Annotated in this window: 13 protein-coding genes and 1 pseudogene; 3 read left to right on the top strand and 11 right to left on the bottom strand. The window is 60.7% G+C overall.

The features are described 5' to 3' along the window. Positions 1–3 precede the first annotated feature (3 nt). From AAFG16_RS17120 to AAFG16_RS17140, 5 genes and pseudogenes are all read right to left on the bottom strand, one after another. The gene (locus tag AAFG16_RS17120; protein WP_283085708.1) at positions 4–705 is read right to left on the bottom strand and encodes an ABC transporter permease; all 702 of its coding nucleotides are present in this window, start codon (positions 703–705) and stop codon (positions 4–6) included. Beyond that, a complete protein-coding gene (locus AAFG16_RS17125) occupies positions 702–1,649 on the bottom strand; it encodes an ABC transporter ATP-binding protein (RefSeq protein ID WP_342739894.1) in 948 nt (315 codons plus the stop codon). The genes AAFG16_RS17120 and AAFG16_RS17125 overlap by 4 nt, the downstream gene beginning before the upstream one ends. A gap of 109 nt (positions 1,650–1,758) precedes the next feature. Beyond that, on the bottom strand, positions 1,759–2,595 hold the full coding sequence (locus tag AAFG16_RS17130) for an N-acyl homoserine lactonase family protein (RefSeq protein ID WP_342739895.1): 837 nt from the start codon (positions 2,593–2,595) through the stop codon (positions 1,759–1,761). Between the two features lie 222 nt (positions 2,596–2,817). After that, a pseudogene (locus tag AAFG16_RS17135) lies at positions 2,818–3,167 on the bottom strand (YbaK/EbsC family protein); the annotation flags it as partial. A gap of 32 nt (positions 3,168–3,199) precedes the next feature. After that, on the bottom strand, positions 3,200–4,903 hold the full coding sequence (locus tag AAFG16_RS17140) for an amidohydrolase (protein WP_342739896.1): 1,704 nt from the start codon (positions 4,901–4,903) through the stop codon (positions 3,200–3,202). Between the two features lie 582 nt (positions 4,904–5,485). Here AAFG16_RS17140 and AAFG16_RS17145 point away from each other — a divergent pair. Beyond that, entirely contained in the window at positions 5,486–6,214 is a 729-nt protein-coding gene (locus AAFG16_RS17145) for a glutathione S-transferase (protein WP_342739897.1), read from the top strand. A gap of 30 nt (positions 6,215–6,244) precedes the next feature. Further along, positions 6,245–6,946, top strand: coding sequence for an SDR family NAD(P)-dependent oxidoreductase (locus AAFG16_RS17150; RefSeq protein WP_342739898.1), 702 nt, complete (start codon positions 6,245–6,247; stop codon positions 6,944–6,946). Positions 6,947–7,021: 75 nt separating this feature from the next. On the opposite strand, the gene AAFG16_RS17155 is transcribed toward AAFG16_RS17150, so the two are convergent. From AAFG16_RS17155 to AAFG16_RS17165, 3 genes are all read right to left on the bottom strand, one after another. Further along, complete coding sequence (locus AAFG16_RS17155) at positions 7,022–8,692, bottom strand: recombinase family protein (RefSeq protein ID WP_342739899.1); 1,671 nt, start codon at positions 8,690–8,692, stop codon at positions 7,022–7,024. Positions 8,693–9,151: 459 nt separating this feature from the next. Next, positions 9,152–9,391, bottom strand: coding sequence for a hypothetical protein (locus tag AAFG16_RS17160; protein ID WP_225129060.1), 240 nt, complete (start codon positions 9,389–9,391; stop codon positions 9,152–9,154). Continuing rightward, positions 9,384–11,438 (bottom strand): DEAD/DEAH box helicase family protein, encoded by a 2,055-nt coding sequence (locus tag AAFG16_RS17165; RefSeq protein WP_342739900.1) that lies wholly within the window; start codon positions 11,436–11,438, stop codon positions 9,384–9,386. Before AAFG16_RS17165 ends, AAFG16_RS17160 begins: the two co-directional genes overlap by 8 nt. A 248-nt stretch (positions 11,439–11,686) precedes the next feature. Here AAFG16_RS17165 and AAFG16_RS17170 point away from each other — a divergent pair, with 248 nt between their 5' ends. Beyond that, positions 11,687–12,271 carry a hypothetical protein gene (locus AAFG16_RS17170; protein ID WP_342739901.1) on the top strand — a complete coding sequence of 195 codons (585 nt, stop codon included), beginning with the start codon at positions 11,687–11,689 and terminating at the stop codon, positions 12,269–12,271. Here AAFG16_RS17170 and AAFG16_RS17175 read toward each other — a convergent pair whose 3' ends face one another. Genes AAFG16_RS17175 through AAFG16_RS17185 form a run of 3 tightly spaced genes read right to left on the bottom strand, consistent with a single transcriptional unit; the run spans position 12,272 to position 19,848 of the window. Next, positions 12,272–13,027, bottom strand: a complete 756-nt coding sequence (locus tag AAFG16_RS17175; protein ID WP_342739902.1) for an HNH endonuclease — start codon at positions 13,025–13,027, stop codon at positions 12,272–12,274. A gap of 13 nt (positions 13,028–13,040) precedes the next feature. After that, positions 13,041–15,014: a DUF2326 domain-containing protein gene (locus AAFG16_RS17180; RefSeq protein ID WP_342739903.1), complete on the bottom strand. Its 1,974-nt coding sequence runs from the start codon at positions 15,012–15,014 to the stop codon at positions 13,041–13,043. Further along, positions 14,998–19,848: an N-6 DNA methylase gene (locus tag AAFG16_RS17185; RefSeq protein ID WP_342739904.1), complete on the bottom strand. Its 4,851-nt coding sequence runs from the start codon at positions 19,846–19,848 to the stop codon at positions 14,998–15,000. The genes AAFG16_RS17180 and AAFG16_RS17185 overlap by 17 nt, the downstream gene beginning before the upstream one ends. Position 19,849: the final 1 nt, after the last annotated feature.

The raw sequence follows: 19,849 nt of genomic DNA on the forward strand, positions 1-19,849 counted from the left end.
CTCTCACCGCCGTGCCAAGGCGCGGACTGTCAACAGCAGCGTCAGCAGGGTGGCGCTGAGGAAGAAGCCCACGTCGGACAGATAGATCGACCCGACAGCGAAGGGGCGGAAATGGACCGAGAGCGACAGGTTCACCACCAGCGTGTCCGCGGGGCTTGGCAGCAGCCAGCCGAAATTGTCGATGATCCAGAGCAGGAGGAAGACGCTGAGCGAGATCAGCGCGGCGATCACCTGGTTGGCCGTCAGCGCCGAGGCCAACAGGCCTGTGCCGACCAGTGCCGATCCGAACAGCAGCAACCCGAAATAGCCGCTGTAGATCGGCCCGAAATCAGGATCGCCGAACCAGGCGAGCGCGGCCGCGTAGGCCCCCGATAGCACGAGCATGACCACGATCAGGCTCATCGCCGCCAAGAACTTCGCCAACACGATCGCGACTTCGGAGAGCGGGGCGGTCAGGAGGACCTCCAGCGTCTTGAGCTTCCGCTCTTCCGCGAACAGTCGCATCGTGATCAGCGGTACGGTCAGCATGAACAGGACGAACATCTGGAAGAATATGTGCACCATGCTGGGCTGGTGGCTAAGGAACAGGGTGAGCGTGAAGCTGTAGCCCATGATCAGCAGGAACACCGTCATCAGCACGTAGGCGATCGGTGAGGAGAACAGCGCGGTCACTTCCTTCTCTAGCAGCACTGCGAAGCTTCTCATGCGGCCGCCTCCGGTCGCCGGGTGAGATCGAGGAACACCCGTTCGAGATCGGGCCGCAGCTCGGTCAGCTCGTGTACCGGGATTTGCGCGGCGACCAGCACGGAGACCAGCTCGGCTGCGAGCGACGGGCGCCGTTGCGCCCTGACGAGGAAGCGTCCGGCACCGTCGGGATCCGCGACAACCTCGCGCACGCCGGTGACGACCTTCGTCGCGCCGTGGACGGCCTCTTCCGACGCGTCCACCGACAGGCGCAACGTTTGATCCTGTCTAGCATCTTTCAGCGCATCGGACGTCAAGAGCACGCCGTCGAGCAGGATCATCACGCGCGAGGCAATTCTCTCGATCTCGGGCAGGATGTGCGAGGCCAGCAACACGGTGTGGCGTCCGGCCAGCGACCGGATCAGGTCGCGCACGGCGATCACCTGGTGCGGATCGAGCCCGCTGGTCGGCTCGTCCAGCACCAGAACTTTTGGATCGCCCAGCAGAGCCTGCGCGATCGAGACACGCTGGCGAAAGCCGCGCGACAGTTTGCCAGTCGTGAGCCTCATGACGCGCGCGAGGTCCAGCCGATCCGCCGCCTCGTCGATCGCGGCCCTCGCCTTCGGTCCGTGCAATCCCTTGATACCGGCCATGAAATGCAGGAATTCGCCGACCCGCATGTGGTCGTAGAGCGGCGCGTCTTCCGGCACATAGCTGATGGCACGACGTACGCCGAGAGAGTCCTCGATCACGTCGTGGCCAGCGATCTCGATGCGTCCCGCGGTCGGCACCAAGTAGCCGGTGAGCAAGCGGAAGATCGTGCTTTTGCCGGACCCGTTCGGCCCGAGCAGGCCGACGATCTCCCCCGGCGCGATCGCAAAGGACACGTCGGCGACGGCGCGTCGTGGCCCGTACCATTTTGTGACGCGCTCGGCGAGAACGACCGGAGAAACAGCCGGAAGCATGGAAACTTTAGACCCCCTCTGGCGGACACCGCGCAAGACTACCGAGCAAAATCCCGGGCGCGAAGGCCCGGGATGACGACTCGTGCGGATGTCCCTAGGCTACTACCGCTCACTCGTAGAATTCGGGCGAGTGCTTGTGCGCCTTGAAAGTGTCGGGGTCGTGGGCATAGATGATGTCGGCGCCCTCGGTGTCGCGAACGCGCTTCACCCAGGCGTAGGCATCGAGCATGCCGACGGGATCATAGACGCTGCCGATGCTCGGCAGGATGTTCTTGTCCAGGTTCTCCTGGAGATAAACGGCGTCGCTGGTCAGCACCACCGTGCCAGTTTTCGGCAGGCGCACCACCAGGATCTGGCTTCCGGGCGTGTGCGACACGGTACGGTGGATGAAGACGCTATTGTCTCCGAACAGGTCGAGATCGCCGTCGAGCTCGATGGTCTTGTATTTGGAGGGCATCCCCCCGCCGACGCTGTTGCGCAGCATGGCGAAATCGTCAGAGATGAAGAAGGTCGCGTAGCCCGGCGCAGGCCAGAACGCGTTCCTCATCTCGTCGCGCTGGTACACGAAGGTCGAATCCAGGAACTTGCCGATGTTGCCGGCGTGATCGACGTGGAAATGACCGAGGATGACATATTTGATGTCAGATGTCTTGACGTTGATCTTGGAAAGCTGAGCGTCGATGGCGATGTCGGGCGAACGACCCGGATCAAGCGCCTTCACGAACGGCCCCCAATAGTCCGGCTCCTTGATAATGCGGTCGTTGTTGCCGCAGTCGAACAGCACGTCGCCCTTGGGGTGGCGGATCAGGAAGAAGCCGACAGGAATTTGGATCTTGCCGCTACTGCCGTTCTGAATGATCGACTTGTCGAGATTGAGCGCCCCCGAAGAGAAGACGTAGAGCTTCATCTCCTTTGGCGGTTCAGCGGCCATCGCGGTAGCCGACATAAGAAAAAGTCCTGCGGCCAGCGAGCCAAGGACTTTTAACGCAGTCCCCCGCATGTCGTCCTCCCTGTTTTCGACGCGCTTTTTTCAGCGGATGTAGCATCCTACCATAGTTTAATGCGGCTGTGCAGGGCTCAATGGGCGCGAGCGGGCGAATAAAAGATCAAGATGCGAGGCCTGACACTTTTGTGCGGCGCAATTGTCCCACTGATGACCCCGTCCTGCTCAGGCGACAACGCCGGCCACGACTGCCTTCAGAACGTCGTGCACGTCGGCTGGTTTGAGCCGAACCTGCAAGCCACGTTGACCGCCATTGATATAGACTGCTCCTGCCGAAGCGCGCTCTGCTCGACCACGGCGCGCACGAGTCTTCACTGCCCGAAAGGGCTGATCCCGTCGATCTTGAAGCCGGCAAGGCGTTCCAGCCGGCCTCATCATCTGCGCCGACTTGCCGCCGCCGGCAGCGGCGAGCTTCTTCATCGACGATCCTTGTCGGACGGCACGAGGACTCGGACCGGCTTCCTGTCAACCACCGCCTTCAGCGTCCTTCGCGCAGGATCCTCGCCGAGTGCTGCAGTCCGATGCTCTCGTTTGCCGAGGCTACGGTTCAGCGCTGAAAGACGACCTTGCCGCCGACCAGCGTCAGATCCGCCTTGATGTCTTTGATCTGCTCTTCCGGCACGGCCATGTAGTCCGCGGAAAGCACCACGATGTCGGCAAGCTTTCCGGGCTCAATCGTCCCTTTCCGCGCTTCATCGAATGTGTAGCGCGAAGCTGCGCTGGTGTAGAGGCGCAGGGCCTGCTCGCGAGTAACGGCTTCCGCCGCCCCAAAGACGTTTCCGTTCGGATCCTTCCTGGTCACCATAATGTACATGTTGAGAAAAGGGTTGATCGGATTGACGGGGAAGTCCGTTCCGGCGCCGAGGCTATCAAGGCCCATTTTCGCGATCAACGTCCTGGTCGGCACGGCGCGGTCAGCGGTCGCCCGCCCCAGAAACCGCTCGACGGTCGCGGCCTTGTCCCACAGGAAGACGTTCTGGAAATCGATGCGGACTCCTAGATTGTGCGCGCGCTCCATCTGCTCCGGCCTGATCAGACTGGCATGAATAAGGACGAAACGACGATCTCGGATCGATTTTTCTTTGTCGGCTGATTCGAGCGCGTCGAGCACTTGGTCGATGCCGAGGTCGCCGACGACGTGCACGCCGACACGCCAGCCGTAGCGGTTGCAGATCGAGACGAGTTGCTTCAGCCGGTCGGGTGTCTGCTGCGCAATGCCGTGGTAGTTGTCATGTGAATCGGGATAGACGTCGCGCATGAGCGCTGTTTTCAGCGTCATGCCTCCATCGTAGAAGATCTTGATGCCGGCGAACTTGAGCCAGTCGTCGCCAAAGCCCGACGAGGCCCCGTTGCCCGACATGATAGCTTCCCACGCGGTCAGATCAGCTGGCGGTTCTGGCCGGAACATCACGCCGATGCGCAAGGTGGCTTTTCCGGACGCGGCAAGCTTCTGCAGCGTGCGGATATCACGGGCTTCCGTTGCGCCTTCGACCGCGCTGGTGATTCCAAAGCTGTTCAGCACGCTCTCCGCAATCGTGAACTGCCGAATCTCGTCGTCTTCCGTCCAAGGCGGCACGGCTTTCTCGACCCGATCGATCGCTGCTTCGACAAGCACGCCGGTCAATTCGCCGGTAGCGTCGCGCTCGAATGATCCACCGCTCGGATCCGCGGTGGTCTTGTCGACTCCTACCTCTTGCAGGGCCATGGTGTTCGCCATCGAGAAATGCCCGACGGTACGCAGGTAGACCGGATTATTCGGGGCGACGCTGTCGATCTCTTGCCTGGTCAGATAGCGTTTCTCGGAGAGTTGCGACGGCGGATGCCATGCGCCACCCACGATCCACTCGCCCGGCTTCTTCTTCGCCGCGAACGCCTTGATCGCCTCGAGCGCGTCCGCAACAGTCTTCGCTCGGCCCATGGCGACGACATAGTCGCCAAGTCCAGCGGCCTTGAAGTGAGCGTGCGTATCGATCAACCCGGGAATGACGCTCTTGCCGGACACATCGAGCACGCGCGTGCCAGCGCCGGCAAGCGCCCTGATCGATGCGTTGCTTCCGGTGGCGAGAATCTTTCCGTCTCTGATGGCGACCGCCTCTGTAACGGTGGATCCTTCGTCCAGCGTCAGAACGTTTCCGTTGATGAGGACGAGGTCAGGCGCGTTGAAGTTTCCCTGCTGGCTTGCCGCAGGTGCAGCGCCAGCGAGCCACATCCCCGTCCCGAAAACCGCAAGTGCCATCAACTTGGAGACCATTGGATCCTCACCAATTTTGTTCAAGAGACGAACGTTTGTTCTATTTTTGAGGCTAGTTCCAATCTCGACGCGGTTCAACGCCTCTTGGCAAAGCCCGGCGACAGTTCACCTTGGGTCAAAAGCAGGCGCCCCGCCACTCGGTTGAGCGCCGTCTGGCTTCCATCGGATAGCAGACGTGCCGATGGGCTCCCGTAGTATTGAGATTAGGGCTAGTTGCCGACTTCGGTAAAGAATGCACAAGACGGCGCTTGCTCTTTATGTTGCTTCAAGTTTGCGACGTCAATCGTGCGCTGCCTCTCATGCAACCAGCAGGATACGCTTGAGCAATCAGCGAAGCCAACAACATGGTCTGGACGCAACTCCAGCTTCAGCGCTGGAGCGGAAGCCGGTGGGAATCGTTCGGTGGGATTCTTGACGCGAGCTCGGAATGACCGATCAGCCACATGACATTCCAGGGCCGAGGTGCGGCCCGACGAGGGCCGGAGATGATCAGGAGGAATCCACCGTGGCTGACTTGCGGATATTCTCCTACTTGCCGAACCCCGGGTCTGGAAGGGAACTATCGCGGCGCGATTCTGCGGTGTGGAGGTCGAGGTCAGGGGAGCTCCGCCCAAGGAGCTGCGGGACTGGTTGTGGGACTATGACGCCCATCCTTTGGCGGAGCATGAACGCTCCTCGCTATCTTCGCTGGCGCGAACCGGTCGAGTTGGGCTGACCGGTTCGCAACTCTTAAAGACCCATGCGTTCGTGACAGCGCAGCCGTTCGGCAATGTGCCCGCCGCTTTCGGGCCTGATGGGACAATCGGGATCTTCGAATCGAACAGCATCATGCGGGCGGTGGCACGGCTCGGCGCAGCGAAGTTCTCGCTCTACGGGCGTGACGCCTATGAGGCGTCCAGGATCGACAGCTTTCTCGATGTCAGCCTGGTCTTCGCCAGGGACTCGCAGATTTACCTCTTGGCACTATCGAGCGGCACGGTCGATGCCGCCATTCATGCGCGAGCCCAGCAGGCGTTTGCGATCTATGCTTCGGGCATGGAGCAGGCGCTGTCGCAGCAGCGCGAGGCGCTGGTGGGCGCGGGGCTATCGCTGGCCGACATCTGCTTCGCCGCAGAGCTTGCGCTGTTCATGAATGAGCATGCGCGGGCCGATCAGTTGCGCAAGCTTGGGCTGGGGAGGATCCTGCATCCGGCAGTGCAGGATGACTATCCGCTGACCTTTGCTCATTTCACCCGTCTCGTCGAACACGTGCATTTCCAGCCTGATCTGAAGCCATACGTCGAAAAGCTGTTGGCGAAGGCTGGCAACTGACCTGCCGGCCGAACGTGGAGGACTAATCGCATGACCGCGCCTGTCTGCCTGATATCCGGTGTCGGCCCTGGCACAGGTTCCGCTCTCGCCAGGCGGTTTGCCGAGGGTGGCTATCGCCTCGCTCTGCTCGCCAGGAACGAGGAGCGCCTCGCGGCCCTTGAGAAGGAACTGCCGGGCGCGAAAGGATTCCGCTGCGACGTTTCCGATCCCGAGCAGATCGACGCGGTAGGGTCGGCCGTGGAGCGCGATCTCGGCAATCCCGCCGTGGTCATCCACAACGCCGTCGGTGGTGCGTTCGGCACATTCCGCGAGATCGATCCGTCGATCCTGAATCGCAACTTCCAAGTCAACACCATGGGACTGTTGTATCTGGCGCGGCGGTTCGTCCCCGCGATGCTGACGGCCGGAAAGGGTGCGATCATTGCCACCGGCAACACCTCGGCCCTGCGCGGCAAAGCCGGTTTCGCCGGCTTCGCGCCGACCAAGGCGGCGCAGCGAATCCTGGCCGAAGCGATGGCGCGCGATCTCGGGCCACAGGGCGTTCACGTCGCTTACGTCGTGGTCGATGCCGTGATCGACCTCGAGTGGACACGGAAACGCTGGTCAGATCGGCCGGACGAGTTCTTCATCAAACCGCGCGCTATCGCCGAGGAGATCTGGCACGTCGCCCACCAGGATCGAAGCGCATGGTCGTTCAATGTTGAATTGCGGCCGTTTGGAGAAAGCTGGTAGCCGAGAGGAGTCGTTCATTGTTTTATTGATCTTTTCGATCGCTATTTACGTTCAGGACGCAGAAAGCCCCCTTGGTCAGATCACCACCTGAACGGAATGTCGGTATCGGTGGTTGCGCCTCCCCGCAACCACCGATGCTTGCGATAGCAAGCTATCCAGAGCCCCGGCCTCCGAGAGGAAGTCGGGGTTCTTCTTGCCCGCCGCAAATTGCAGGATCGCAGCTAGGTCACCGCGCAGCACGATGGCGAGTTGTTCCGCCTCGGGCACGAGCGTCACCTGGTCGACCAATGTACGGAACACCTCCGCCGCCTCTGATCTCTCCTCTTCGCCTTGCAGGCTCTCATAAAGCGCCGAGATGCGCTGCCGATAGATCTCCGCCATGCTCGGGTGCAAAAGCGGCGGGGGGTCTTCGGCATTCGCGAGCAGATCGGTCAACTCCGCCTTGCGAGCTTCCAGCGTATCCATCTCAGCCTTCATCGACGGTTGATACATGCCATCTTTGATCGCGGTGATAATGCCTCGAATCTGCTTTTCAACTCTTCCCAGCTCGCTCTGCCAAGCATCCTGATCGGTTCGACGTTCGATCCGCAGCCGGTTTACTTCACGGGTGAATTCCTCGCAGAACTCCTTGAATAGCTCGGGCTCCATCAAGTGCGTCCGGAGGCCGCTCAATACGGATGTCTCCAGCGTATCGCGGCGCATGTTCAGGCGATTTTTGCACGTCCCCTTGTTGCGCGCCGTCGCGCAGCCGAGCAGGTCCTTCGAGATCATCGTGTACCCACCGCCGCAACAACCGCATTTCACCAGCCCGGCGAAGAGATACCTGGGCCGCCGACGGTCATTGAGCTTGTTCTCGCCGGGTGCCGAGGGCTCGTAGGCGAGTGCCTGCTGACGCGCCTTCACAGCGTCCCAGGTATCCTGATCGACGATGCGCAATTCGGGGACGTCTAGGGTCACCCACTCGGATTCGGGGTTGAGCCGAGAAACCCGCTTGCCGGTATCCGGGTCCTTCAGATAGCGAAGCCGGTTCCACACGAGGCGCCCGACGTAGAGCTCGTTGTTGAGGATGCCAACGCCGCGCTTTGGATTGCCGTGAATGGTCGATGGTCCCCATTCGGCGCCTTGAGGTCCCGGCACACGCTCGCGGTTCAGTTCGAAGGCGATCGTGCGCGAGGATTGGCCGCTGAGGTAATCTGTGAAGATGCGGCGGACGACAGCCGCTTCGGCCTCATTAATCCTGCGATCGCCGCGGATTGGCTCGCCATTGGCAGCGAACTGCTTGACGACGTCATAACCGAAGCACAATCCCCCGCCGGACTTGCCGTCCTCGATGCGGCCGCGCAGACCTCGCCGAGTCTTGTCCGCCAGGTCTTTCAGGAACAGGGCATTCATAGTGCCCTTCAGCCCGACGTGGAGATGTGTGACGTCGCCCTCCGAGAGCGTGACGATCCGCACGCCGGCGAAGGCCATACGCTTGAAGAGCCCTGCAATGTCCTCTTGATCGCGGCTGAGGCGGTCCATCGCCTCTGCAACTACGACCGCGAACTTCCCCCGGGTCGCGTCGCTGATCAGTTCCTGGATGCCGGGGCGAAGCAGCGATGCGCCAGAGATGGCCCGGTCTGAATAGCTGTCGACGACAGTCCAACCTTGCTTCTCGGCGTGAAGGCGGCAGAGCCGCAATTGATCCTCGATCGAAGCGTCACGCTGGTTGTCTGATGAGTAACGGGCGTAGAGCGCGACCTTCATGACGCCTCCTTATTCCGGGAGACGATCACGCTTCCGGCTGTCTGATTCGGTTTGCACGAAGTCCCGCGCGGCCTGCCGAGCCAGCAGGCGCACCAAGTTGACGAGGCGCGGATCGGGCTTCGATCCGACAGTCGCAGCCGAGGGGCCGGGCGCAGCATCGGCGACCACGCGAAACTCTTCGGCTGTTGTTCCTCTCTGTCGCGCCACCACGGCGTCCTTGTCGTTGCGCGGATCCCTCCGCATCGTGACAAAGATCGCAAGTTACGGTCGCAACGCAAGAAAAAATATTCAAAGGTATCAATGCCTTGCTTCGTAGCCGCGCGCTTTCCCGAGATGCGCAGCGTAGCGGATCGGGAAGTCGCAAGGTCGAGCGCGCGAAAAATATTTTCGTGATCACCTCTGCGAGATGCGATTTGGTTGATCCCGACGTCGGACAACGCTCCGCCCTCCATCCTTCTGCTATGCCGGCGGTGAAAGGCCAAGCTCCACATACAAGGCCTTCAACTTCGCCAGGGCAGCGTCCAGCATCGGTCTGGCCGCATCGCGGCAATAGCTGTACGGGTCATTTGTCGCATTGGTCCTGACCACGAGGCACATCTCGCCCTTGCTAATGAGATGCGCCGTGCTCCGTCGACACTTCCGCTGCCGTTGCGCCTGCTCGACTTTAACGTCAATGAGGATGTCTCTCACCTTAGGCATCGTCGTTTCCTTTAAGGGAATCCCTGATCCTATCGCCCAGCATGTCGAGGGCCGCCAATGCGTCTTCATTGTCGCCGGCGTCTGGCGACTTCCGGCTCCCAGACTTGATCCCCAAATGTTCGTTGATCGCTTTGTTGAGCAGCGATGTCACCGCGGCCCTGTTGTCCCGCCCAGCCACGGTTTTGTCCCGTTGTCCAACCTCCCTGCCGTTGGGCGACAATTTGAGGTCCTTGAGAATGCGGGCCACGACTGAACCGGTGCGTTCGGAAAGCCGCTTTCGCGCATGCACGCGGCGTGCCTGAGGCTGCGTTGGAAGATTGCCGGCGCTGCTGACGGCCGACATCTCATCCTGCTTGCGCCGCAACGTCTGCCGAAGCTGCTCCTTGTCGACCACATCGCGTAACCGCAGACCACTGCCGATCTCGTGATCCAGCATTTCGTTGAGGACGCGATCGTCTTCGGGATCGAGAAACGACCTGTTGATGAACGAGCCAACGATTTCATTATCGACGAGCATTCCGATGTCGAAGCGGCGAGGCTCTCCCTTACCCTCGCCGTCGCCATTCTCGTCTCCGGCCTCGAGCCACTTCTTGACCATGGCCTGGTCGTCGAAGTCGAGCTCGCGGAAATCGTCCCAATGAGCGTCGGTGTTTAATCCGACGTGAGAGACCACGTAGGCGTGGTTGTCGGCATGATCGGGCTTCGCCTCGTGCACGACACGCATGACACGGCCCACGAACTGAATATACGGCGACAAGCTCGCATACGGTCTGAAGATCGCGGCGACACTCAGCGGCGGGTGGTCGAACCCTTCGCCCAGCATTTGGACCTGCACGATGCTATCGAGCCTGCCGCTGCGAAGCTCGGCCAGCACCGCATCCTGCTTGTCCCGATCCATTTCGCCGTAGATCTCGCGGGCCTTGAGGCCGCGCTCTTCGTACAGTCCACGGACCTGACGGGCATGATCGACCGAACAGGCGACTGCGATGATCTGATGCCGAAAGCCGCTGCGCTCGCGCAGCTCGTTGAGATATTTGATGCTGGCGTCGACGATGTGCCGATTGCACTCTGGAGCCAGAGCGACGCCACGGCGAAACCATGCGTGCTCGCGCAAGGCCATCACCTCTTCCAGGCTGTGTCGTTTGGCATCATCCCGGTAAGTGAACGACAGCTCCGACGGCGCTACATTTCGCGAGTGAATCTGCTTGATGTAGCCCTTCACCATGGCCCGGGTGAAGGGGTAGCGGTAAATCACCTTGCCGACCGGCCGCGACCCGTCACCCCGGAACGGCGTCGCAGTCAGGCTGACGACCTTCGCATTCGGGAAACGGTCGAAGATCTTCGTCCAGCTGGGAGCGACGTTATGATGGCCCTCATCAATTAGGATCATATCGAAGTAGTTCGGCGGAAACTGCGGAAGCCAACGGTCGGCGGAACTGGCCAATTGATGGATGTTGGTCACCACGAACTGACTTGCATTGCAGTCGTGCAGATTGGCGTCCACGCCATCGAGCACGGCGCGAAACGGCCCCGCCGAAAAATCGTGAAGCGCGCCAGTCCGCCTCCAGAAATTTTTTGGATTGCTGATGTCGAGCGCTTCGGCAACGCCGGTGCGAATAGTCAAGTTCGGCGTGATGACGAGCGTCCGGCCCTTGGCCACGCCGAATGGCAGCGTCGCGATGACGCCGGTCTTGCCACATCCGACGGGGATCTGCAGGATGACCGGCTCGTCTGATGTCTCGAAATGGTTCCGAACTGCGCGATGAGCGCCCTGCTGAGGCTCACGGACCTTCGGGTTCGCCTCGATGTCCGCCATCAGCGTTTGAAACATGTGGTCGGGCTCTTCGGCCGCCTGCTCGGCGCGCCGATATTCGAGCCGGAACGGTTCAAGGTCCGGCCGACGATAGAATCGATATCCGCTGCCTGGACGCCGCACTGGCTTTAGTCGACCGGAGGCATCCCAGCGGCGAAGAGTGTCTTTCGACACGCCAACATATTCGGCAGCCTCGGCGAGGGTGAGGAAATCTGGTGCATCTTTCTGAGACATGTCGCAACCTTATGCAACATTGTGCAGTCAGTCAATGGCTCATGTTGTGAATTCTGAGTGGCATGACAGGCTCCGCTCAGCTGGTCCCGCACAAGTCAGCGGTGCGGCAAGCGGAAGGCGTCAACGCACCTCGAAAGCCTGTCAAAGCCTGTCTATGACTGGCGGAGGAGCCGTATCGCGCCAGAGTCGCTATGTCCGAAATGTGTTAAGCGCTCGGACGGCAGGATTCGGATAAGGACGATCGCGTGATGCGTGCCGACATCTTCACTGAAGAGGCTATGACCCGGCCGCTCTTCGAGGACCTTACTGGAGATCACGCGCGTGAGGATGAATGGTCCGGCCCGCATGGCTTCGCCATCGGCGGGATGATGCAGGCCAACACCGCTTCCCTTGCCGAGGAATACTTCACAGCCGCCAATGAGCTTGTGGATGCGATCAAGGAGAAGCGCATCGCCGACTACCGGATCGGCAACGCAGCCCTGTTCCTATACCGTCATTCTTGCGAACTCATTCTCAAGGCCGCGCTGCCCGCCTCGAAGCGAACTCACGATTTGACTGGCCTTACTGATAGCTTCGTGGAGATGGTCAAAGAGAAATATGGACAAGATGTTCCTGCTTGGGTCGTGAGACGAATGAAGGAATTGGCTGCAATCGATCCCAATTCGACCGCGTTCCGCTATGGCAACTACGGTACGCCGATTGACGCCGGGGACGCGCCCATCGAGTTCGAAGCCTATGTCAGCCTCTCGCATCTGCAAGCTGCGATGCTGGCGCTTAACACCGCGTTGGTTTCGGCGGTCGCAGAGATCGGGTTTAGCCGTAACGGGCAATGACTAACTAAGTCCGCGCGAGCGCTTGCGGTGGTGGGCAAGCCGTCGGCGATGCTCGTCCGTTAGCCAAATCGGCGAATTCCAACGGAGCTCGGCGCGCGCTTGATCGCTGAGACTAGACGAGAACTCGGGCTTTCCCTCGTCGTCGAAGGTAACGAGTCGACGATCGAATGCGGCGTCCCAAAGCGCCGACAGCAGCAACCCGTTATGTGCATTGAGCCGTTCGGCGTCGTTTTCACATTCCGCCCAGGGAATGATGTGCGATGCCCGCAACAGAGCCGCGTCACTTATTCCTGTGAGTGGGCAACGCCCCCGCCAGTAGTCCATTAGGCGAGCGCGAAAGATGTCTTGACCGATCCTCTCCACGACCAGCCGCTCCGCCTCGGTTGTCCGCGGTAGCCCAGTGACGCGCCGCTCAAACTCCCGGAGTGGTGCATCGGGTAAGCTGACGCTCAGCTCATAGACGCGGCGCAGCACTCCATAAAGCGCACCAAGCGTATCGAAGGCGAAGCGAGCACTCCCAGGACCGACTACCTCAGCGATGGGTAAGTTCAGTTCCTGGATGACACCGTAATGGTCGAGAGCCAGATACCACGGTCCCGCTGCCCCAGCAGCGGCGAGGTGAATCATGCCCCTCGCCGTAGTAGAACCGAAGGCTGCCCACCCCTTCTCTTCCCCCAAAACGCGGCGGAAGCCGTTCTGCCAAGCGGCCTTCTGGCATTCCTCACGAACAATGAAGGACTGAGATGTTTCGACCATGATATTCTCAGGATCAAATGTCCATTCCGAATAGACGTCTTTCGGGCGGCGTCGAACTCATCTGGAGTCGGACGTTATGCTCGTCCTGCAATTCAGGCGGCGGAGCCGTGGTGGTCGTGACGATGTACTGGAAGCAAGGCGTTTCCACTCCTTGCTCCCATTGATGCACAAGGCTGAAAAGGCGGGCGTAGAGCTGTCCATCCAGATCGGCCTCGCGCGGGCTGTCGTGTAGCAGAAATGCGGGCAGGTCCGCTTTCTCCTCCACGGCCATATGCAGCGCGGCAAGATCGAAAGCGACGATCTTCAGGGAGTCCAATGCCGCCGTTGATACCTCGCCTCGTCCTGAGAATTCAGCGTCAACCTTCAAGCCGTTGCCGTCGAGCTTGATAGCGCCTGCCACCCCATCAGGGAGCCAGGCGGCCATAATCCCTTGATACCTTTCCTCCAGCGTCCGGATGGCCGCTCGCGCCCGCGCGCGTCCGGCTTCCAACTGCGCACGAACTGCGTCGAGCTCCGCGGTCCCTGGCGTCGCCGGTTTCGCAGTGGTTTCGCGTTCGCGCAGCGATCGCACGTCATCGAGCGTTCGCCTCGCTTGGTAGATACGATCTTGCACCTGCCTGTTTGCTGCGTGAGCAGCACGGTTGGCGGCATCAGCGGTTTTAGCCTCGACCTCGAGCTCCTGCTGCTGGGAACCGAGCTGCTGAATCTGGGCATCGACGCCTTTTGCCTCCTGCTCGGCACCGTTCGATTGCGCATCCAGCTCCGCGGCTTTCTTTTGCTTGTCCGCAATCGAGGCCTTCAGTGCGGCCAGGTCGCAGGTTTCGAGCGAAATCCCGCATCCCTTTGCCTTGACCTCATCTATGCTGACCCTGCAGACGGGGCAGACCCTGATCCTTCCCTGAGTGACGTCGATCTCGCCCAGACTCGCTTCAGAACGGTAGCGTTCGGCTTCACCGCGCTTGAAGCGCGCCTCGTTTTCTAACTGCTGACGTTTTGCCGTTAGTGTCTGACGATGCTCATTGAGCGCCTTTTGGCGCGCGAAGATCGAGCCGACATCGGGCGGCTTCGGCAGCTCGGTTCGCATGGCATTGGCCAAAGCCACCTCCGCCAGCGAGATCAACCCTTTTCGATCGATCGTGTCGTCGAATCCCACTTCGTCGTCGGCCTTCAAGGCGAGCCTCACACTTTGCAGGCCGTCGGCAAACCGCTGTAGCTGATAAGCTTGCCGCCGCCGCTCGTCCTCGACGGCGGCCACGAGCTCCCGCTCGCGGGCGGCAGCTGCGCGTTCGTCAGCATCCAAAGCGCGCAAGGCGAGGCGTACCATGGTGAGCTTGGCTGTTTCGCCGATCACCTGGGCACGGGATCGGGTTTGAGTGTGCGATGACCGCCAAGCCAGAATATCCGCCAAGCGGCACTCCTGGTCGCGGGTTAACCAAGCCCGAAGGACGTCCCAGATCTGTTCACGGTTTACCTCTGGCGGCGTGGCTCCCGTGATGGTCGAAAAGAAGCTGGCAATAATGGTAGGGTCGATCGATGCTCGATCGTCCTCTCGACGTCCCCGCGCTATTCCATCTTCGATGGACGCGGCTTGAGTGACGAACTCACCACCTTGCGGCCCAAATGGACGGACCGCGATCCAGCACACGCCATCGATCAGAATCTCAGCCGCGATCAGGCCGTTCGGAATTCGCGCCAAGAGGCGTGATCGCTGTGTGTCCGCGGCGTAGCCGGGCTCTCCCAGGCAGGCACGAAGTAAGCGGCAGAACGTGGTCTTGCCGCTACCATGGGCCAAGGCGTGGCTGCCGCTGCTCGACATATCTGGTGTCCAGATGATGTTGAGTCCGGGCTTCAGCACCACCTCGCGGATGATGGTCTGCGAGTCCCGGAGAATCGCCAGACGGCGGATCCATAGCCGAGGTCCTGTTCGACCCTGCGGCGAAACCGGCGGATGGATCACCGGGGTGAACAGATCAGCTTGAGCGGCCACTTCCAAACCTCGCCCAGATCACGTTGTCCTCAGGCGCGGCCACAGCAGTGAGGCTCGCGACGTCCATGCCCCGCACGGCGCGAGTCACGAAGGCGGCACGCTGAGCGTCGGCAGACGTGGCCTGCAGCCCCAACGGACTAAAATGCTGACCTCTTGCCCATGTAGTGTCACTGTTCTCCTCCAGCTGACCTGAGCTGAGCAGCGTCTCGAAAGTGGATCGCCATGCTCCATTGATGGCCGGCCGCAACCGGACCGCGCCCTTTGAGGGCTGCGCCTCGCCACCAACGAGTCTGATCCATTGGCTCCGATCGCTGTCCGTCAGCAAAGGGGTCAGCAACGCTGGTTCCGCAAGACTCGCGATAACGAAGCGCACACGGGCGCCATCGATGGCTGGGTCCATTTGCCAGAGCGCGTATTGAGCTGCATATCGGAGCCGGTCCCGAGGCTGGAGGCTTGTCGGCCAAGCCCATGCGCGGTCTGCCAGCTCTTCAAAAGGCGGCAAATCGACGGAGGTAGGAGACGTATCGGATGCCTGAACCCCCACCTGCTTCCACGCTTCCAGCACCAAACGTTCGGTGCGGTACTCGCCGAATTGGCGGGTTTCTTTCTCCCTCAATCCTCTAAATGTCTCTGACGGATAATCGGAGCCTTTGACGCGGGCAGGGTCCAGGACATACCGCAGCTCTTCCTCGGTAAGACCGTATTTCTTGGCAAAGAAAGCATCGAGTTCAGCGCGCAGTTGGGCGCGCCGATCGTCTTCCCATGCGAAGGGTGGGCCGGAATATCCTAAATCCTCCGCCCATGGCTTCATTGCACGACTCGTGTAGGTGAGTTCCAACACGCGTGGGGTGATGAAGCTGAAATCGACATGCGAGTAAGCGGAAGGAGGAAGGACCGGAAGCTGTTGAGCTATGAAGAAATTAAGGTGTGTACCGCCTACCTTGTGTCGGGCCGAAAAATCGAAGGTCATAGAACTAAGCATGCCAACGAAAGCCGCCGCTTGTTTTCCGTCGACGTGAACCCCCGGATACCAAATGGGCAGATTGTTGCCGACCCCGGCTTTTGGGAATACTCCGCCAACCACCGTCCGCTCGTTGGTCGCGTTGGTGATATCCCGCCAGCCCATCAGCCAACGCGGCTGTTTGGCGGCAATTAGGAGTTCGGCAAGCGCAAGCACATCCTTGGGCCCTTCAGTAATCCGGGTAAGATCATCCGCGGCAAGCGGTGTTTCGCGCTGCATCTCATCGGCGACAGCGAGCGTCTTGGGATCGAGCAGGAACCGTTCAGGCGAGCTCTTCAGTGCCCCCCGCCAATCCTGAACGCGGCCGAGAAGCTGAAAGAGGTCGCTTTCCCGCGCGGGGCGATGCTCAAATACCGAAATCGCCCCGGCAATCCACGTAACAAGAGCTTTAAGGGCCGCTGCACGAGCGCTTTCCTCCAGATCAGTATCAACCTTGCGGCGTGCCTTTCCGCCGTCACCGCGAGCCTGCTTGACGGCGCCTTTTAACGCGGCCGGTACGCGAGCGGCGCGCAGGACAACTTCTTGCTCAGGTACCCAGTAACGAGGCGACGGCTCAAACGTGGGGCTTTGCTTTTCAGCCAGGGTGCAATCCCGCGCGCCTTCCTCGTCATCGCTCGCATCGAAGCCGTAAGTCGCCCAGCGATGATCAAAGTGATGGATCATCTTGGCTTCATAAAGCGGAACGCGACGTTCAACGCCTGCTGCCGTTTCGCGAATCCAATCCTCTCCCTCCCGACGCCATTTCTCTGGCTCCATCTGCGCTGGCGTGCGGAAGAAGCTCGCATCGTTGGACATATGAAACATCGTCTGGAACGTGATGCCCCAGGGATTGACATCTCCGCCTGCCTCGATCGGCCGTTCTTCGATCAGGACTGGGGCGCGAGCGTAAAGCTTCGCAGTCAACTCCGCATCGGCGCGCGTCCGGAAGACCGGCACTGTCTTCGTATTTGGATTGACCGCGGCGATTTCCGCCGGAGACAAATTAAAGTGCCGCCTCCCATCAGCAAAATCGTCGGCTGTACGAGAAAAGAAGCTAAATGAAATTTCCGTTGGACCTGATTGCGGTGCGGCCAATGTTAGGAGTGAAAATTTGAATCGCGCATGACCGATACGGTCAAAGAAGCCTCGGCCCGTCTGGAAGTCATGCAGGCTGATTAATCGGCGCTCCTCAACCTGCGCAGCGAAAAAGCTGGCCGTGGTAGAATCGGTCGCGATAGCCGTCGGTACGATCACGCCCGCGCGGCCGCGCGGACCAACCAAGCGCGAGAACAGCTCCGCGAAGAGGGCGTAGGTATTTACGTCACCCCGACCTGTGAGCGGATAGCGACTTGACGAGCGAGCAAACTCGCTGGCTGCCTCGGCAGTGCGCTTGGCGAAAACGAAATCTTGCCACAGACGGCCATCGGCACTGTCGGGAATCGCTTTCTCCAGAGTGTCGATCAGCTTCTGACGTTCTGCTTTGTTGGCCGCGCTAGCGATCGCCGGCGAACGTGCGGCGAAGAACTCCTGTTCCTGGAGTTTGATGCGCTCCCACGGCGGATTGCCGATGACAATATCGAAGCCGTCATCGCACTCCATAATCTCTGGAAATTCGATAAACCAATGAAAGGCCTTCACCTTCTCGGAGGTCAGGGTGGCACCCTCGCGCAGATGGTCAGCGGGCGCTCGGCCACCCGCCGCCTGCCACACGTGTTCGGTGAGGGGCATCGCGTCTAGGCCAGCGGCGGCGGTCGCTTTCGGCGTGAAGAACGCCGCCATGTAGAAGTTGGCCGAGATATAGAGGTCACTGGCAGTTTTTAGGCGCTGCCAATCGTCCGACGCGCGCATAGACTCGAAGCCTCGCGCTTTTGCCTCGACGCTCGCGAGATCGTCCTGCGCCATCTCCTTGAGATCGTGATCCCACTCCGTCAGGATTCCAGGCGGCGACCAATTCTCGAACAGTTGCGGATGCCCTTTGGCCCGATCACGCTGTTCCTTGTTGAGGCGAGCGTACCGGCGGGAGAGTTCCTTGTCGTCGCCGGTCAGCGGCTTGTAAGCTTCATCCGGTAGTCCGTCCCGCAACATCGCACGATTGAAAACGCCGATCAGACTGTCGCCGCAGCGAATCTGCGCGTCGAAGAAGGCGAGCGGTCGGCCAGGCTCTAGCGCTTCGATCCAAAGAGCGACCTTGGTCAGCTCGACCGCCATCGGATTGCGGTCCACGCCGTAAAGGCAGCGGCACGCCACTTCGCGCAGCGCGTGGCGAAAGTCGGCAGCTGAAGGAATCCCGCCCGCACGATAGCGCGCGACCCGGGTGGCGATGCGCCGCGCAGCCGCGAGGAGGAAATGTCCCGATCCACAGGCAGGGTCGATAACCGTGAGCTTCATAAGGTCTTCGGCGGGATCGGAAGCTTTGGTTTCCCGCTCGTCGAGCACCGGATTGAGGGTGGTGTCGAGCAGCAGCTGCACAAGGCTATCCGGGGTATAATATGAGCCGGTCGTCTTGCGCTGATTCCCTTTCTGCTCGGCGGCTTCCGAAGCAAAAGTCAGCGTTCTGCCGTCGTCGCCGAGTTGCGGTTGAAGCTCGAGCAAGGACTCATAGACCGAACCGAGCTCCTCGGTCTCCATCGCGCGCCAGTTCACCGGGACCATACCGGATTTGTCTGAGAGCCAAGAGAGACGAAAGAGCGCCTCCATGAAGGCACGATTGCGTAGGCGCGCAGTTTCGAGATGCGGCAGCATGCCTGCACTGAAGAGGCCGCCAAGGGCAGGGAGCCCGAGCCTCTCCTGCCCATGGGCGAGAGCACCGAAGACGACTTTCACGCCCTCATAGCGATCGTGATGCCTGTCCCACGAAGCCGCGCGAGCGCATTGCGCACGCAAAAAAGTGAGACTGTAGCCTTCGGCATAGAGCTTACGAGCCCCAGGTTTCGCCATCTCGGGGTGAAGTAGGTTCCGATCCTCGGCCACCATCAGGAAGATGAGGCGATAGACGAGGCGCAGGAGCTCGTTGAACCACTCGGTCAGATCGACCTCGCCGGATTTCAAGCGATCGGCGAGATCGGAATTGGCTTCGAGGAAGCCCGAGCCGAGCACCTTCAGCGCAGTTTCCACTTGGTCCGCCAGCCGGTCGCGGACAGCCTCGCCTTCGCGCGAACCGGCTTCACGCCAGCGTTCCAGCGCGCAGTCTGTGACAGGCGTGCCCGTAATGCCGAAGCGGGTTCGGTGGATCAGCGACCAAAGGACAGCGAACGAGGCAGCGTCCTCGTTCGCGAATATCTGTGCAAAGTCGGCTTCTATATAGGCAGGGCGGGTCAGGGACGCATTGTCCCGCATGAGTCGGATTACCGCGCCGTTCGTGACTAGGCCCCACAGTGTTTGATTGCTATCATTGAGCCAATCCTGGAGCGCGAAAGCTGGAGATCGCGAGCGGTCGGTCGATAGCGTCGGACTGCGCCTGTCAAGCTTTTCGTCCGCAGGCGGCACAACGACTACAGGCACGCGCCCGCCCGCCACGAAGGAAATCACTCCGTCAGTGGGATGAAGATCGTCGAAGCCGAAGGTTTCCGCGAGGAAGGCTCGCACAAAGCGCCGTGTAGCCTCGACCGAGGGAGTCTTCAGCTTGGCGAAGGCATCGAAGTGTGACTGACCGACGCGGAAGGCGGTCGAAATCTCCTCGCGGATCGTCAGCCCCTTGCGGATGCGGTAGTCCTGCTCCGTCTGCTCGGCCGCTTGCCTGCGGTCGATGCTGGCGATCATCGCTGGAGCAATGAGGTTGCCCTCAAGCGTGAGGGAAGGCCATGCTGACATATCGGTGACCGGCTTGCGCGCCATG

Origin of the sequence: Bradyrhizobium sp. B117 (genome assembly GCF_038969555.1) — a bacterium.
GTDB lineage: Bacteria > Pseudomonadota > Alphaproteobacteria > Rhizobiales > Xanthobacteraceae > Bradyrhizobium.

Coding starts and splice junctions, on each gene's coding strand:
- AAFG16_RS17165 (WP_342739900.1), bottom strand. CDS start 11,438: ATGTCTCAGAAAGATGCACCAGATTTCCTCACCCTCGCCGAGGCTGCC.
- AAFG16_RS17150 (WP_342739898.1), top strand. CDS start 6,245: ATGACCGCGCCTGTCTGCCTGATATCCGGTGTCGGCCCTGGCACAGGT.
- AAFG16_RS17185 (WP_342739904.1), bottom strand. CDS start 19,848: ATGGCGCGCAAGCCGGTCACCGATATGTCAGCATGGCCTTCCCTCACG.
- AAFG16_RS17160 (WP_225129060.1), bottom strand. CDS start 9,391: ATGCCTAAGGTGAGAGACATCCTCATTGACGTTAAAGTCGAGCAGGCG.
- AAFG16_RS17130 (WP_342739895.1), bottom strand. CDS start 2,595: ATGTCGGCTACCGCGATGGCCGCTGAACCGCCAAAGGAGATGAAGCTC.
- AAFG16_RS17125 (WP_342739894.1), bottom strand. CDS start 1,649: ATGCTTCCGGCTGTTTCTCCGGTCGTTCTCGCCGAGCGCGTCACAAAA.
- AAFG16_RS17140 (WP_342739896.1), bottom strand. CDS start 4,903: ATGGTCTCCAAGTTGATGGCACTTGCGGTTTTCGGGACGGGGATGTGG.
- AAFG16_RS17155 (WP_342739899.1), bottom strand. CDS start 8,692: ATGAAGGTCGCGCTCTACGCCCGTTACTCATCAGACAACCAGCGTGAC.
- AAFG16_RS17120 (WP_283085708.1), bottom strand. CDS start 705: ATGAGAAGCTTCGCAGTGCTGCTAGAGAAGGAAGTGACCGCGCTGTTC.
- AAFG16_RS17175 (WP_342739902.1), bottom strand. CDS start 13,027: ATGGTCGAAACATCTCAGTCCTTCATTGTTCGTGAGGAATGCCAGAAG.
- AAFG16_RS17170 (WP_342739901.1), top strand. CDS start 11,687: ATGCGTGCCGACATCTTCACTGAAGAGGCTATGACCCGGCCGCTCTTC.